Genomic DNA, 16,447 nt, shown 5'->3' on the forward strand with positions numbered 1-16,447 from the left:
CCGGTCCGGATGCGAAAAGGGCGGGTGCCGCGGCACCCGCCCTTTTTCGTTTGCGGCCTGCCCGCCGGTCATTCGCCGTCGGGATTGTTGGGATCTGGCGCCAGCGGGCCGCGCGGAACGGTGGGGGGCGGCGTGCCGATGAGAGAGCCGTTGCCGATGAGCGAGCCGCTGTCCACCACCGGCGGGCGGGGCGTCGAGGGAATGGGGCGGGAGGAGACCACCTGGCCCGAGCGCGCATCCACGGCCAGCATCACGTCGCCGGCGGCGGAACTGGCCTTCATGTAATAATAGCCCTGCGAGAGCTGCGGCGTGCCGACCCGCGCATAGCCGGCACCGCTGACGATGGCCTGAATCTGGTCAGGCGGGATCAGCGGGGCACCGGGCGGCATGGGGTTCTGGTCCGGCGGCATGGGCACGCTGATGTCCGGCTGGAGCCAGATGCCGGTGTTGGGGCCGGGCGGTCCGGGAGGGCCGGGGGGACCGGGCTGGGCACCGCCGCCGCTCCATCCGCCGCCATAGCCGCCATATCCCCCCCCGCCCGAGGGCGCGAAGGTGACACCCCGTTCCGCGGCATTGGCCGCCGGAACGGTGCTGGCGACGAGCACGAGTGCCGCGATGAGGCCGGCGCCGACGAGGCGCGGCCCCGGAATGCGGGCGGGTGTCATGACCTTTCCCCCGGAAGGTGTCCAAACGGCACGCACTCTCGATCATGAGGATTGCCGGAGGCTGGCGGGCGTGCGGCCTGCGTCGGCGTGCCGCGCGAGCCGGTGAAAGCCGCCAGCCTGCCGCACCGGGGAACCGGAAATCGCATGTTCGCAATAGCGTTGCGTGGGAGGGCTATTCTTCGTACCGTTGTTGCGCTCGGGACGGCGGCTGCGCAATTTATGCAGCGTCGACATGGCTCATGCGCATCAGCGTGCTTGTGGGCGTGCCGCTTTTCTGTCATGTTTCGAAAGAAAGGGCAGTCCTACTGCCCTATCGGCGTCCCCTTCAGCGTAGTTGGCGTGCGTTCAGGTTGAGCGTGCGCGCGCCTGCGCGAGGACAATGGGATGTCTGGATCGGCGAATGCCGGACTCAAGGAGAGGACCTGGGACAATGACCAACGTGGATCGCAGCATCGGGACGGCAAATGTGGCTCTTGGTGCCGCTAACGCCAAAGACCCGGCGATCGCGGGTCGCCCGGAAGCCTTCGGCCTGTTCGACCCGGCGCACGAGAAGGACTCCTGCGGCGTCGGCTTCATCGCCGACATCAAGGGCCGCAAGTCCCACAAGATCATTCAGGACGGCATCCAGATCCTGCTGAATCTGGAGCATCGCGGCGCCGTGGGCGCCGACCCGCGCGCCGGCGACGGCGCCGGCATGCTGGTGCAGATCCCGCACCGCTTCTTCGCCAAGGAGGCCGAGAAGCTCGGCTTCACACTGCCCGAGCCGGGCCAGTATGCGGTGGGCCACATCTTCATGCCCCGCGACGCCGAGGGCCGCGAGATCGTGCGCGCCGCCTTCGAGCGCGTGGTGGCGGAAGAGGGCCTCGTCCTGCTCGGCTGGCGCACCGTGCCCACCGACAATTCCTCGCTCGGCGAGAGCGTTCTGCCGACCGAGCCGAACCACGAGCAGATCTTCATCGGCCACGGTGAGGCGCAGATGGACGAGGACGCCTTCGAGCGCCGCCTGTTCGTCATGCGCAAGGTGATCTCCAACGTCATCTATGACGCCAAGGACCCGCGCACCGCCGGCTATTATCCGGTGTCCATCTCCTGCCGGACGCTGGTCTACAAGGGCATGTTCCTCGCCGACCAGCTCGGCGCCTATTACCCGGACCTGCACGATCCGGACTTCGAGAGCGCGCTCGCCCTCGTGCACCAGCGCTTCTCCACCAACACCTTCCCGGCCTGGCCGCTGGCCCATCCCTACCGGATGGTCGCCCACAACGGCGAGATCAACACGCTGCGCGGCAACGTGAACTGGATGGCGGCCCGCCAGGCCTCCGTCGACAGCGAGCTGTTCGGTGCCGACATCTCCAAGCTCTGGCCCATCTCCTATGAGGGCCAGTCGGACACCGCCTGCTTCGACAACGCGCTCGAGTTCCTGACCCAGGGCGGCTACGGCCTTGCCCATGCGGCCATGATGCTGGTGCCGGAAGCCTGGGCGGGCAACCCGCTCATGGATGAGGAGCGGCGCGCCTTCTACGAGTATCACGCGGCCCTCATGGAGCCGTGGGACGGCCCCGCTGCCATCGTCGCCACCGACGGTCGCCAGATCGTCGCCACGCTGGACCGCAACGGCCTGCGCCCGGCGCGCTATCTCGTCACCAGCGACGACACCATCGTGCTCGCCTCCGAATCCGGCGTGCTCACCGTCCCGGAAGAGAAGATCGTCACCAAGTGGCGCCTCCAGCCCGGCAAGATGCTGCTGGTGGATCTGAAGGAAGGTCGCCTTGTCCCCGACGAGGAGATCAAGACCGAGCTCGCCCGCGCCAACCCCTACAAGGACTGGCTGAAGCACACGCAGCTCGTGCTCGAGGACCTGCGCCCCGTGGAGGCGCGCGAGGTGCGCACCGACGTGTCCCTGCTCGATCGCCAGCAGGCCTTCGGCTACACGCAGGAAGACGTGAAGCTGCTGATGGCCCCCATGGCCATTACCGGTCAGGAAGCCGTGGGCTCCATGGGCACCGACACGCCCATCCCCGTGCTCTCCAACAATTCGAAGCTGCTCTACAACTACTTCCAGCAGAACTTCGCGCAGGTGACGAACCCGCCCATCGACCCGATCCGCGAGGAGATGGTCATGAGCCTCGTCTCCTTCATCGGGCCGCGGCCGAACATCTTCGACCTCGAAGGCACCGCCCGCCGCAAGCGTCTGGAAGTGCGCCAGCCCATCCTCACCAATGAGGACCTTGAGAAGATCCGCTCCATCGGCTTCATGGAGGAGCGGTTCGACACCCGCACGCTCGACATCACCTATCCCTCCGACAAGGGCGCGGCGGGGCTCGAAGGCGCGCTGGAGCGCCTGTGCGAACGCGCCGAGGCGGCGGTCCACGGCGGCTACAACATCATCATCCTGTCTGACCGCATGGTCGGCCCGGACCGCATCCCGATCCCGGCGCTGCTCGCCACCGCCGCCGTGCACCATCACCTGATCCGCAAGGGCCTGCGCACCTCCGTGGGCCTTGTGGTGGAGACGGGCGAGGCGCGCGAGGTGCACCATTTCGCCTGCCTCGCCGGCTATGGCGCGGAAGCGATCAACCCCTATCTCGCCTTCGAGACCCTGCTCGCCCTGGAAGACATTCCGGACGAGGTGGACGACACCGAGATCGTCAAGCGCTTCATCAAGTCCATCGACAAGGGGCTGCTGAAGGTGATGTCCAAGATGGGCATCTCCACCTACCAGTCCTATTGCGGCGCGCAGATCTTCGACGCGGTGGGGCTCTCCTCTGCCGTCATCGAGCGCTATTTCTTCGGCACCGCCTCGACCATCGAGGGCGTGGGCCTCGCCGAGATCGCCGAGGAGACGGTGCGCCGTCACCAGATCGCCTTCTCGGACGCACCGGTCTATCGCCTCGCGCTCGATGTGGGCGGCGAATATGCCTACCGCATGCGCGGCGAGGACCATGCCTGGTCGCCCGACAGCGTCGCGGCGCTCCAGCATGCGGTGCGCGGCAATGCGCAGGACCGCTACCGCGACTTCGCCGATCAGGTGAACGAGCAGGACAAGCGGCTTCTCACCATCCGCTCGCTCTTCCGCCTCAAGGAAGCGCACGAGTTCGGCCGCGCGCCCATCGACATTTCCGAGGTCGAGCCGGCGGCCGACATCGTCAAGCGCTTCTCCACCGGCGCCATGTCGTTCGGCTCCATCTCCCGCGAGGCGCACACCACGCTCGCCATCGCCATGAACCGGATCGGCGGCAAGTCGAACACCGGCGAGGGCGGCGAGGAGGCCGAGCGCTTCAAGCCCCTGCCGAACGGCGACAGCGCCCGCTCCGCCATCAAGCAGGTGGCCTCCGGCCGCTTCGGCGTGACGGCGGAATATCTCGTCAATTCCGACGTGATGCAGATCAAGGTGGCTCAGGGTGCCAAGCCCGGCGAGGGCGGCCAGCTGCCCGGCCACAAGGTGGATGCGGTTATCGCCAAGGTGCGCCACTCCACCCCGGGCGTCGGCCTCATCTCCCCGCCGCCGCACCACGACATCTATTCCATCGAGGATCTGGCGCAGCTCATCTATGACCTGAAGAACGTCAATCCCGATGCGGACGTGTCGGTGAAGCTGGTGTCGGAAGTCGGCGTCGGCACGGTGGCGGCCGGCGTTGCCAAGGCGCGCGCGGACCACATCACCATCTCCGGCTTCGAGGGTGGCACGGGCGCGTCGCCGCTCACCTCCATCAAGCACGCGGGTTCGCCCTGGGAGATGGGCCTTGCCGAAACCCAGCAGACGCTGGTGGCCAACCGTCTGCGCGGCCGCGTGGCCCTGCAGGTGGACGGCGGCCTGCGCACCGGCCGGGACGTGGTCATCGGCGCGCTGCTCGGCGCGGACGAGTTCGGCTTCTCCACCGCGCCGCTGATTGCGGCCGGCTGCATCATGATGCGCAAGTGCCACCTCAACACCTGTCCGGTTGGCGTCGCCACCCAGGACCCGGTGCTGCGCAAGCGCTTCAAGGGCACGCCCGAGCACGTCATCAACTACTTCTTCTTCGTCGCCGAGGACGTGCGCGAGATCATGGCCCAGCTTGGCTTCCGCACGGTGGCCGAGATGGTCGGCCGCGCCGACGTGCTGGACCAGAAGCCCGCCATCGACCACTGGAAGGCGAAGGGCCTCGACTTCAGCCGCATCTTCGCCGTGCCGCAGGTGCCGCCGACGGTTTCCGTCCGCCACACGGAGCGCCAGCACCACCCGATCGAGCACGTGCTCGACCGCACCCTCATCGCCAAGGCCGAGCCGGCGCTGGAGCGGGGCGAGAAGGTGGTGATCGACCATGCCATCCGCAGCGTGGACCGCTCCGCCGGCGCCATGCTCTCGGGCGCGGTCGCCAAGCGCTATGGCCATGCGGGCCTGCCTGACGGCACCATCGAGGTGAACCTGAAGGGCACCGCCGGCCAGGCCTTCGGTGCCTTCCTCGCGGCGGGCATCACCCTCAACCTTGAGGGCGAGGCCAATGACTATGTCGGCAAGGGCCTCTCGGGCGGCCGCATCATCGTGAAGCCGGCCGAGACCAGCGCCATCGTGGCGGAGAACTCGATCATCGTCGGCAACACCGTCATGTACGGCGCCACCGAGGGCGAGTGCTACTTCCGCGGCGTCGCCGGCGAGCGCTTCGCCGTGCGCAATTCCGGCGCCATTGCCGTCGTTGAAGGCACGGGCGATCACGGCTGCGAGTACATGACCGGCGGCGTGGTCGTCGTCATCGGCCAGACCGGGCGTAATTTCGCGGCCGGCATGTCCGGCGGCGTCGCCTATGTGCTGGACGAGGACAAGAGCTTCGCCAAGCGCTGCAACCTCTCCATGGTCGATCTCGAGCCGGTGGAAGAGGAAGAGGACCTGCTGGAACGCCTCCACCACCATGGCGGCGACCTGGAGTTCAAGGGCCGCATCGACGTGCAGGGCGACATGTCCCGTCACGACGAGGAACGCCTGCACCAGCTGATCGTGAAGCACCTGCACTACACCGGTTCGCAGCGGGCGCAGACGATCCTCGACAACTGGGCGGACTACCGCTCCAAGTTCGTGAAGGTGATGCCGGTCGAATACCGGCGCGCGCTCCGCGAGATGGAGAAACGCCTCCAGGCGGCGGAGTAAGCCGAACGACGGGCCGCGCCCTCGCGCGCGGCCCTCTCTTCCGGCACGGATGCCGGAAGTCGCCTCCGACCCGAACCTTCATTTGCGCCCCGCGCCGGCGAAAGGGCTGGCGTGCGCAAAAAGTGACGGGTCGAGAGTCCTCAAGCTGGAACAATTCTTGTAATGGGAGCTGCGGCGCGGTGCGCGCGACGAGGCTCCGCGGAGGGGTGTCTGATGGGTAAGGTCACGGGGTTCCTGGAGATCGATCGGCACGATCAGAAGTATCAGCCGGCGTCCGATCGCATTCGCCATTTCCGCGAGTTCACCCTGCCGCTGCCGGAGACGGAAGTCAGCAACCAGGCGGCGCGCTGCATGGATTGCGGCATCCCGTTCTGCCATGGCGACACCGGCTGCCCGGTGCACAACCAGATCCCGGACTGGAACGACCTCGTCTATAATGGCGAGTGGGAGGAAGCGGCCCGCAACCTCCACTCCACGAACAATTTCCCCGAGTTCACCGGCCGCGTCTGCCCCGCCCCGTGCGAGGAAGCCTGCACGCTGAACCTCGAGGACATGCCGGTCACCATCAAGACCGTGGAGCAGTCCATCGCCGACAAGGCGTGGAAGATGGGCTGGATCAAGCCCGAGCCCCCGGCCCACCGCACCGGACGTTCCGTCGCCGTGGTCGGCTCCGGCCCGGCAGGCCTTGCCGCCGCCCAGCAGCTCGCCCGTGCCGGCCATGACGTGCACGTCTTCGAGCGCGAGCCCAAGGCCGGCGGCCTGCTGCGCTACGGCATCCCGGACTTCAAGATGGAGAAGCACCACATCGACCGCCGCGTGGCGCAGATGGAAGCGGAGGGCGTGACCTTCCACTACGGCGTCAATGTGGGCGTGACGAAGCCGGTGCAGGAACTGCTCGACAGCTATGACGCGGTGCTGCTCGCCGGCGGCGCCGAGGCCCCGCGCGATCCCAAGCTGCCGGGCCAGGAGCTGGAAGGCGTGCATTTCGCCATGCCCTATCTGGTGCAGCAGAACCGCCGCGTGGGCCATGAGGACACCGGCCGCGAGCATCCGCTGCTGGCTTCCGGCCGCCATGTGGTGGTGGTGGGCGGCGGCGACACCGCCTCCGACTGCGTGGGCACCGCTTTCCGCCAGGGCGCGCTCTCCGTCACCCAGCTCGACATCCGCCCGGTGCCGCCGGTCAAGGAGAACAAGCTGGCGGTGTGGCCCTTCTGGCCGACCAAGTTCCGCACCTCGTCCTCGCAGGCCGAGGGCGCCGAGCGCGAGTTCGCCTGCGCCACGCTCGGCATCGAGGGGCGCAACGGCCGCGTGACCGGCGTGAAGTGCGCCCGCGTCGACCACAAGCGCCAGCCGATCCCGGGCACGGAATTCGTGCTGCGCGCCGATCTCGTCTTCCTCGCCATCGGCTTCGCGAGCCCCATCCATGAGGGCCTGCTGGAGCAGTCGGGCGCGGATCTCGACGGGCGCGGCAATGTGAAGGCGAACGTCACGGACTATCAGACCTCCGTGCCGAAGCTCTATGCGGCGGGCGACATGCGGCGCGGCCAGTCGCTGGTGGTCTGGGCCATCCGCGAGGGCCGTCAGGCGGCCCACGCCATTGACCTCGCCCTCATGGGCACCACCACCCTGCCGCGCTGACCTGCGGCACCTTCTGAAACGAAACGGCCGGGCGTTTGCCCGGCCGTTTGCATTTCCGATGGTGCGTTCCGGGCCCGGCGCGGCGCTTCCTCAGACTAGATAGGCCGCCGCCACGAGGCCCAGCACCACGATGGCCAGAAGGCCCAGCGTCACGAGGCCGAGGCGGCGCTCGATGAAGTCGCGGGCGGCGGGGCCGAAATAGTGCAGCAGCGCGGCCAGCAGGAAGAAGCGGGCACCGCGGGTGATGACCGAGAGGACGACGAACCAGAACAGGCTGTAGTCCGCAAAGCCCGACGTGATGGTGACGAGCTTGTAGGGAATGGGCGTGAGGCCCTTCAGCAGGATCACCCAGTGCCCGTAATGGGCATAGGCGGCGCGGAAGGCGTCAACCTTCTGGCCATAGCCATAGAGATTGATGAGCCACAGGCCGAGGCTGTCATAGAGCAGGGCGCCGATGGCATAGCCCACGAGGCCGCCGAGCACCGAGGCGATGGTGGCAATCAGCGCATAGCGCCAGGCCTTGTCCGGCCGCGCCAGCGACATGGGCACCTGCAGCACGTCGGGCGGCACGGGAAAGATGGAGCTTTCCGCAAAGGCAACGATGGCGAGCGCCCAGGGAGCGGACGGACGCGCCGAATAGGCGAGCACCCAGTCATAGAGCTTGCGGATCATGGAGACATCAGGGCTGGAGGTCAGGCCGGCGAAAGCCGGTGCGGGCATGGCACGTGCGGGCGGGCGGCAGCCCGGCGCATGGGTTCCGGGGTCAGGCTCTAGACGGGGGCGTGCGCCCTGTCCAGCGCCCCGGGCAAGGCTCCCATGCGTGGCGGGCGCTGCCGTTTACCGGAGATCAAGCTTAATGCGACGCCCGCGGGAACAGTGTGGCGGGACTGTGCATTAACCGTCGCGAAGATGAGGCGGCCGACGCCCCATCCATGAAGGAGACGTTAACGTCTTGCCAACGCTTCCGTGGGACGGTGCGCCGAAGCGGGCGTCCTGCGGCCCCAACCCCTTATCGAAGAGATCTCCCATGCTGAAGCGTATCGCCGTCTTTGCCGTTCTCGTGCTGGGCTATGTGCTGACCGGTGTCGCCCTGAGCGCCGGCACCAACCATGGCGCGCCGCCGATCGTCTCCGCCTCCGAGTGAGGGACGCTCAATCCAGCTTTCGGCGCCGGGGATCTCCCTGGCGCGGACGGGCTGGGATAAGGTTTGGGCGCGCGGGCGCGGCAAAACCTCATCCCAGACATCGCGACAGCCTCCCGGACCAAAAAGAACGCCGGCCCCCCGAAGGAGTGCCGGCGCAGTTGGCTTGGAGGTGTAAGGCGTCGCCGGAGGGCAGGCCCTCCGGCAGATCTCAGTGCCGCGCGGCCATCTTGCCCGTGGAGGCATGAAGGTCCGCCGCCCGCAGGTCGGCCGCGGTGAGCGGCGGGGTCGACAGATGATCGCCGATGCCGGCGGTGGCGGCGCGCTGGCGCACGAGGGCCAGAACCACGTCGAGCGTCGGGGTGGGCACATCCACCATGCGGCCCATTTCCTGAACCACGGTCACCAGCGGATCGATCTCCATGGGGCGCCCGCGCTCCAGATCCTGGAGCATGGAGGTCTTGTGCGCACCCACCGCGCCGGCGCCGTTGATGCGGCGCTCCACGTCCACACGGAAGCTCACGCCGAGACGGGTGGCGATCTCCTGTGCCTCCAGCATCATCGCCTTGGCCACCGAGCGGGTGTCCGGATCGGCGGCGATCACTTCGAGGGTGGCGTTGGTGAGGGCGCTGATGGGGTTGAAGCAGAGGTTGCCCCACAGCTTCAGCCACATCTCGTCGCGGATGTGATCCACCACCGGCGCGCGCAGGCCGGCGGAATTCATGAGATCGCTCAGGCGCTGGATGCGCTCTGTGCGCTCACCGGACGGCTCGCCGATGGGGAACTTGTCGCCGTAGATGTGCTGGATGACGCCGGGCTCCACCACTTCGGTGGCGGGATAGACGATGCAGCCGATGGCGCGCTCGGGGCGCAGCACGTCCCACTGCTTTCCACCCGGATCGATGCTCTCCAGCGTCCGGCCTTCCAGCGGCCCGCCGTGCTTGTAGAAATACCAGTAGGGCACGCCGTTGACGGCGGTGACGACGCTGGTGTCGTTGCCGAGCAGGGGGCGCATGCGCTCCACCACGCCGGGGACGGAATGGGCCTTGAGGGAGATGAAGACGTAATCCTGCGGGCCGAGCTCCGCCGGATCATCGCTGGCGTTCACGCGGGCGACGCGCTCTTCCCCGTTGATGAGGAGCTTCACGCCGTTCTGCCGCATGGCTTCGAGATGGGCACCACGCGCCACGAGGCTGACCTCCGCGCCGGCATTGGCCAGCTGAACGCCGAGATAGCCGCCGATGGCCCCTGCCCCATAGATGCACACCTTCATTCCAGCGTCTCCTCGTCTTTTGAATGGAATATTTTGTATGCCACCGCGTGACGCGGACGCGGCCTTCGAAGCCGATGAATAAGAGGATAGCCGTGAGATTAATTTCCGTCACGTGGAAAAATGCAGCACCTGTCGGAAAAATCGTTTTAAAAGCCGGGCCGCCCTCGTCTTCCGCAACGGCATTTCCGGCTGTGCGAAACGGCCGCGCGCCCTTGCAAAATCAGCGCTGGCGGCAGAAGTTGAGCCCCGTCGGCGGCACGCCGGCCGCTCGCCTGGAGCCCTGAATGCCCGATACGGATCTTGCCCCCCGCCGTCGCGGACGTCCGGCCTCCACGTCGCCGGACGGAGGCGCCGAGGTCCAGTCGCTGGACCGGGCGATCCATCTCCTGCGCATCCTCGCCGAAGCCGACGGCATGAGCCTCACGGACGTGGCCCGCCGCGCGGAACTGCCGGCCTCCACGACCCATCGCCTGCTGGCGACGCTCCAGAAGCGCCAACTGGTCAATCATGACGCGGAGACGGGCCTGTGGACCGTCGGCCTCGGCCTCTTCCGCATCGGCGCGGCCTATCTGCGCATCCGCAAGCTGCCGGACATCGGCCGCCCGGTCATCCGCCGCCTGCTGCATGATGCGGACGAAACGGTGAACCTCTCCATGTTCGACGGCGCCGAACTGGTGGTGGTCGGGCAGGCGGAAGGCCATGCCAGCGTGCGCGCCTTCTTCCGCCTCGGCCAGCGGCTCCCGCTCCACGCCACCGCCGCCGGCAAGAGCATCCTCGCCGCCGCCGGCCCCGCCTTCCGCGGCGCGCTGCTGGCGCAGGTGCGCTACGAGCCGCTGGGCGTGCGCACCCACCGCACCGAGCGCGCCCTCATGGACGACATCGCCCAGATCATCGAGCGCGGCTATGCGGTGGACAATGAGGAGCACACCACCGGCATGCGGGCCGTGGCGGCGGCCATCTACAACGAATGGCGCGAACCCATCGGGGCGGTGTCCGTCTCCGGTCCTTCCGGCCGCATGACGGACGATCGCGTCGCCCGGCTCGGACGCCTCATCACCGCCGCCGCCGACCAGATGACGCGCCTGTATTCCGGCGCCGACGAGACTTTGCCGCCGGATTTCGCGACATATCGCTGACTATGTGCTCAACGGTCATTGATGCTCTCGGCCGTTACATCGTCTTTTCCTGTGGGCACGGTTCAATCCCACCGTTCTTTTGACGATTGGCAGTAAAGGGCGCGCCCGCGGGCGTTGCATCCCGTGGAGGGGAGCGTTTAGGCTTCCGGGCGGCCATCGGAGAGGTTTTCCGGCGGCCTGCGATCCGCCCCGGACAGAGGGTGGACGTGACCGGGAGGAAAAGCCGAATGTCCCGCGCTCTCATGCGTCGTCTCCACCGATGGTCCCTGGGCGCGCTCGCCGCACTCTGTCTTGCGCCCGCGGCGGCTCAGGCCTGGCAGCCGACGAAGACCGTGGAACTGGTGGTGCCGGCGGGCGTCGGCGGCGGCGCCGACCAGATGGCGCGGGTCATTCAGGGAATCATCCAGAAGCATGGCCTGATGGCGCAGCCCCTGGTGGTGGTGAACCGTCCGGGCGGGGCGGGCGCGCAGGGCTTCCTGGAGATGAAGGGCGCAGCGGGCGACCCCCACAAGATCCTGATCAGCCTGTCCAACGTCTTCACCACACCGCTCGCCACCGGCGCGCCCTTCCGCTGGGACGAACTGACCCCGGTGGCCATGCTGGCGCTGGACGAGTTCATCCTCTGGGTGAACGCCAAGGCGTCCTACAGCGACGTGGCGGGCTTTGTCGCCGCCCTCAAGGCGGCACCCCCCGGTGCCGAATTCAAGATGGGCGGCACCGGCTCCAAGCAGGAAGACCAGATCATCACCGCCGCCATCGAGCAGAAGACCGGTGGCCGCTTCATCTACGTGCCCTACAAGGGCGGTGGAGACGTGGCGACCCAGCTGGTGAAGGGGCAGATCACCGCGTCCGTGAACAATCCCATCGAGGCTGTGACGCAGTGGCGGGCCGGCGAGGTGAGACCGCTCTGCGTCTTCGACGACGAGCGCCTGCCCTATAAGGAGCCCGTGGTCGGCCAGACCTCGTGGGCCGATATCGCCACCTGCAAGGAGGCCGGTCTCGATATCGAATATCTGATGCTGCGCGGCATCTTCGGCCCGCCGCGCCTGACCGCCGATCAGGTCGGTTATTATGTGGAACTGTTCCGCCGGGTGCGCGAGACGCCCGAGTGGAAGGAGTTCATGCAGCGCGGCGCTTTCAACACGAGCGCCCTCACCGGCAATGATTACAAGACCTGGCTCAGCAAGGCGGCGGACAGCCACCGCTCGCTGATGGAAACCGCCGGCTTCATCGTCCGCTGAGGCGTCGGCCGCATTCGGCCTCTCTGAAACAATTGCCCACGTTCAGAGGCATCTAGGGGAGGGGCCGCGGGTCCCTCCCGAGGCTGTGATGGCCTCAGCCGGGCGGCCCCGATCCCCGCAACTGCCCGTCCCCGCTGGATTTTTGCTGCACCGCGCAATTTTTTCCGCGGCGCCCAGGGATTGCGTGCTCTGCTAGCATACAGTACACAGTATTTCACCGACGGCATACGCCCGACAGAAGGCGCCGCCACAGGGAAGGGAACAGGGCTCGTGGATCAGGTCGCAGACACGCCCAAGCTCAATGTCGAACCCCTCGGGGCGAGTTCGAGCCTGCGCGCCTTGGCCTATGATGCTCTTAAGCGGGCCATTACGGAAATGGACATTTACGGCAGCAACACCGATATCCGGCTGGACGAGCGTCAGCTCTCCGAGGATCTCGGCGTGAGCCGGACCCCCATCCGCGAAGCCATGACTGTGCTGGAGCAAGAAGGCTTCGTGCGGTCTGTCCCCCGGCGGGGCATCTTCGTGGTGCGCAAGACCAAGCGCCAGCTGGTGGAAATGATCACCGTCTGGGCGGCGCTGGAAAGCATGGCGGCGCGCCTCGCCGCGACCCGTGCGACGGCGGCGGACCTCGCGTCCCTGCGCAGGCTCTTCAACGATTTCGAGGCCGAGCGCCCGGCCGCGCACGTGCCCGAATATTCCAAGGCGAACATCGCCTTCCATCAGGCCATCATCCGCATGGGCGGCAGCGCGCTCATCGTGGACATGACCGAGAACCTGTTCCTGCACATGCGGGCCATTCGCACGGTCTCCATCCAGCAGGACAACCGCTCCGACGTCTCCATGCAGGAGCACATGGCCATCATCGATGCGCTCGAGGCGCGCGACCCCGAGCGCGCCGAGCGCCTGGTGCGCGAGCACACGATGGCGCTCGCCGCTCTCGTGGAGAAGCACGGCCAGTTTCCAGAATAGAGGCCGTTGCGGCCTTTGACGGTCCGCCGGTCCGCCGGCGCCCGACGCTTTGAGATCGCTTTTAGCCGGTATCCGAAGAACATCCGGGAGGACGCGGAATGTCCGCAGTTGCACAGAGGGTCGAAACCGAAGCCGATGCCCAGCAGGAGCTGACCGACGGCTTCCATCTTGTCATCGATGCGCTGAAACTCAACGGCATCGAGACCATCTACGGCGTGCCGGGCATCCCGATCACGGATCTCGGGCGCATGGCGCAGGCCGAAGGCATCCGCGTCGTCTCCTTCCGCCACGAGCAGAATGCGGGCAACGCCGCCGCCATCGCCGGCTTCCTCACCAAGAAGCCGGGCGTCTGCCTCACGGTGTCCGCGCCGGGCTTCCTCAACGGCCTGACCGCGCTCGCCAACGCGACCACCAACTGCTTCCCGATGATCCTCATCTCGGGCTCCTCCGAGCGCGAGATCGTCGACCTGCAGCAGGGCGACTATGAGGAGATGGACCAGCTCGCCATCGCCAAGCCGCTCTGCAAGGCCGCCTTCCGCGTGCTGCATGCGGCCGACATCGGCATCGGCGTCGCCCGCGCCATCCGCGCGGCCGTTTCCGGCCGTCCCGGTGGCGTCTATCTCGACCTGCCCGCGAAGCTCTTCTCGCAGGTGATGGATGCCGCCGCCGGCGAGAAATCGCTGGTGAAGGTCATCGATCCGGCCCCGGCCCAGATCCCCGGCCCGGCGGCTGTGGATCGCGCCATCAACCTGCTGAAGGGTGCCAAGCGCCCGCTCATCATCCTCGGCAAGGGCGCCGCTTATGCCCAGGCCGACGAGGAAATCCGCGCCTTCGTCGAGAAGAGCGGCATTCCCTTCCTGCCCATGAGCATGGCCAAGGGCCTGCTGCCCGACACCCACCCGCAGTCCGCCGGCGCCGCGCGTTCGACCGCGCTGAAGGACTCCGACGTGGTGATCCTGCTCGGCGCCCGGCTGAACTGGCTGCTTTCGCACGGCAAGGGCAAGACCTGGGGCGAGCCCGGTTCCAAGCAGTTCATCCAGGTGGACATCGAGCCGAAGGAGATGGACTCCAACGTCGAGATCGCCGCCCCGCTCGTGGGTGACATCGGCTCGGTGGTCTCCGCCCTGCTCGACCGGATCGACGGCTCCTGGCAGGCGCCGCCCGCGGACTGGATCGAGTCGATCCGCTCCAAGAAGGAAGCCAACATCGCCAAGATGGCGCCGAAGCTTCTCAAGAACTCCTCCCCGATGGACTTCCACGGCGCGCTCGGCTCGCTGAAGAAGGTCATCGCCGAGCGTCCCGACGCGATCCTCGTCAACGAGGGCGCCAACACCCTCGACCTCGCCCGCGGCATCATCGACATGTACCAGCCGCGCAAGCGCCTGGACGTGGGCACCTGGGGCGTGATGGGCATCGGCATGGGCTTCGCCATCGCGGCGGCCGTCGAGACCGGAAAGCCGGTGCTGGCGGTGGAAGGCGACAGCGCCTTCGGCTTCTCCGGCATGGAGGTAGAGACCATCTGCCGCTACGACCTGCCGGTCACCATCGTCATCTTCAACAACAACGGCATCTACCGCGGCACGGACACCGATCCGACCGGCCGCGATCCGGGCACCACGGTGTTCGTGAAGGACAGCCGCTACGACAAGATGATGGAAGCCTTCGGCGGCGTGGGCGTGAACGTCACCACCCCCGACGAGCTCTATCGCGCGGTCAGCGCCGCCATGGACAGTGGCAAGCCGACGCTCATCAACGCCGTCATCGATCCGGCGGCGGGCAGCGAGAGCGGCAACATCGGCAGCCTCAACCCGCAGAGCGTGGTGGTGCGCAAGAAGTGAGCGCACACTCGGTCTGAAACGACTTCAAGTCACCCCGGGCGGGACCTTCGGGCCCCGCCTTCCTCTCCCCCGCGTTGACCAACGAACACCCAAGCGTTGCTTAAGGCGCGTGCGGAAAGGATATGAGGGAAGCCATGGGCAAGGCGTTAGACGGCGTCCGCATTCTCGATTTCACCCACGTTCAGTCGGGCCCCACCTGCACGCAGCTGCTGGCCTGGTTCGGCGCCGACGTGATCAAGGTGGAGCGCCCCGGCGAGGGCGACGTGACGCGCACCCAGCTGCGCGACGTGCCGAATGCCGACAGCCTCTATTTCACCATGCTGAATTCGAACAAGCGTTCGATCACGCTCGACACCAAGAACGCCGAGGGCAAGAAGGTGCTCGAGGATCTGGTGAAGGTGTGCGACGTGCTGGTGGAGAACTTCGCTCCCGGCGCGCTCGACCGCATGGGCTTCACCTGGGAACGCCTGCAGGAAATCAATCCCCGCATCATCCTCGCGTCCGTGAAGGGCTTCGGCCCCGGTCCGTTCGAGGACTGCAAGGTCTATGAGAACGTTGCCCAGTGCACCGGCGGCGCGGCGTCCACCACGGGCTTCCGCGACGGCCTGCCCATGGTCACCGGCGCGCAGATCGGCGACAGCGGCACGGGCCTCCACCTCGCGCTCGGCATCGTCACCGCCCTCTATCAGCGCGAGCACACCGGCCGCGGCCAGAAGGTGCTGGCGGCCATGCAGGACAGCGTGCTCAATCTCTGCCGCGTGAAGGTGCGCGACCAGCAGCGCCTCTCCCGCGGTCCGCTGCGCGAGTACAGCCAGTTCGGCGAGGGCGTGCCCTTCGGCGACGCGGTGCCGCGCGCCGGCAATGACAGCGGCGGCGGCCAGCCCGGCCGCATCCTGAAGTGCAAGGGCTGGGAGCACGATCCCAACGCCTATCTCTATTTCATCACCCAGGCCCCGGTCTGGGAGAAGATCTGCGACGTGATCGGCGAGCCGACCTGGAAGACCGATCCGAACTACGCGACGGCCGCGGCGCGCCTGCCGCATCTCAATGAGATCTTCACGCGGATCGAAGCCTGGACCATGGCCCACACCAAGTTCGAGGCCATGGAGATCCTCAACCAGTACGACATTCCGTGCGGCCCGATCCTCTCCATGAAGGAGATCATCGAGGACGACTCGCTCTACGCCACCGGCACGCTGGTGGAGGTCGAGCATCCGGTGCGCGGCGCCTATGTCACCGTCGGCAACCCCATCAAGCTGTCGGACAACGACGTGCCGGTGGAGCGCTCGCCGCTGCTGGGCGAGCACACGGAGGAAATTCTCGCGACCGTGCTCGGCTTCGATGCCGACCGCATCGCGGAAGTGAAGCATTCCGGCGCGGTGGGGCTGAGCCCCGTGCGCCAGGCGGCCGAATAGGCGCCG

General features: G+C 67.3%; 10 protein-coding genes. 7 read left to right on the plus strand and 3 right to left on the minus strand.

Annotated elements, in window-relative coordinates:
* Positions 1 to 68: 68 nt before the first annotated feature.
* On the minus strand, positions 69 to 665 hold the full coding sequence (locus tag AZC_RS25650; protein ID WP_043878797.1) for a hypothetical protein: 597 nt from the start codon (positions 663 to 665) through the stop codon (positions 69 to 71).
* A 430-nt stretch (positions 666 to 1,095) separates the two neighbouring features.
* Between AZC_RS25650 and gltB the strand changes: the two genes are divergently transcribed.
* On the plus strand, positions 1,096 to 5,787 hold the full coding sequence (gene gltB, locus AZC_RS02340) for a glutamate synthase large subunit (protein ID WP_043878798.1): 4,692 nt from the start codon (positions 1,096 to 1,098) through the stop codon (positions 5,785 to 5,787).
* Positions 5,788 to 6,000: 213 nt separating this feature from the next.
* Positions 6,001 to 7,425: a glutamate synthase subunit beta gene (locus AZC_RS02345; protein ID WP_043878799.1), complete on the plus strand. Its 1,425-nt coding sequence runs from the start codon at positions 6,001 to 6,003 to the stop codon at positions 7,423 to 7,425.
* A 90-nt stretch (positions 7,426 to 7,515) separates the two neighbouring features.
* On the opposite strand, the gene AZC_RS02350 is transcribed toward AZC_RS02345, so the two are convergent.
* Together AZC_RS02350 and AZC_RS02355 are read right to left on the minus strand one after the other, a co-directional pair.
* Positions 7,516 to 8,097, minus strand: a complete 582-nt coding sequence (locus AZC_RS02350) for a YqaA family protein (RefSeq protein ID WP_043878800.1) — start codon at positions 8,095 to 8,097, stop codon at positions 7,516 to 7,518.
* 680 nt (positions 8,098 to 8,777) lie between these two features.
* Entirely contained in the window at positions 8,778 to 9,839 is a 1,062-nt protein-coding gene (locus AZC_RS02355; protein ID WP_012168995.1) for a 2-dehydropantoate 2-reductase, read from the minus strand.
* Positions 9,840 to 10,123: 284 nt separating this feature from the next.
* On the opposite strand from AZC_RS02355, the gene AZC_RS02360 reads away from it, so the two are divergent.
* The 5 genes from AZC_RS02360 to frc all read left to right on the plus strand — a co-directional run bounded on the left by AZC_RS02360 (position 10,124) and on the right by frc (position 16,441).
* Positions 10,124 to 10,975, plus strand: coding sequence for an IclR family transcriptional regulator (locus AZC_RS02360; protein WP_012168996.1), 852 nt, complete (start codon positions 10,124 to 10,126; stop codon positions 10,973 to 10,975).
* 242 nt (positions 10,976 to 11,217) lie between these two features.
* A complete protein-coding gene (locus AZC_RS02365) occupies positions 11,218 to 12,216 on the plus strand; it encodes a Bug family tripartite tricarboxylate transporter substrate binding protein (RefSeq protein ID WP_043879937.1) in 999 nt (332 codons plus the stop codon).
* Between the two features lie 270 nt (positions 12,217 to 12,486).
* The gene (locus AZC_RS02370; protein WP_043878801.1) at positions 12,487 to 13,188 is read left to right on the plus strand and encodes a GntR family transcriptional regulator; all 702 of its coding nucleotides are present in this window, start codon (positions 12,487 to 12,489) and stop codon (positions 13,186 to 13,188) included.
* Between the two features lie 98 nt (positions 13,189 to 13,286).
* Entirely contained in the window at positions 13,287 to 15,026 is a 1,740-nt protein-coding gene (gene oxc / locus AZC_RS02375; RefSeq protein ID WP_012168999.1) for an oxalyl-CoA decarboxylase, read from the plus strand.
* Between the two features lie 134 nt (positions 15,027 to 15,160).
* The gene (gene frc, locus AZC_RS02380; protein ID WP_012169000.1) at positions 15,161 to 16,441 is read left to right on the plus strand and encodes a formyl-CoA transferase; all 1,281 of its coding nucleotides are present in this window, start codon (positions 15,161 to 15,163) and stop codon (positions 16,439 to 16,441) included.
* Positions 16,442 to 16,447: the final 6 nt, after the last annotated feature.

Origin of the sequence: Azorhizobium caulinodans ORS 571 (genome assembly GCF_000010525.1) — a bacterium.
Taxonomy (GTDB): domain Bacteria; phylum Pseudomonadota; class Alphaproteobacteria; order Rhizobiales; family Xanthobacteraceae; genus Azorhizobium; species Azorhizobium caulinodans.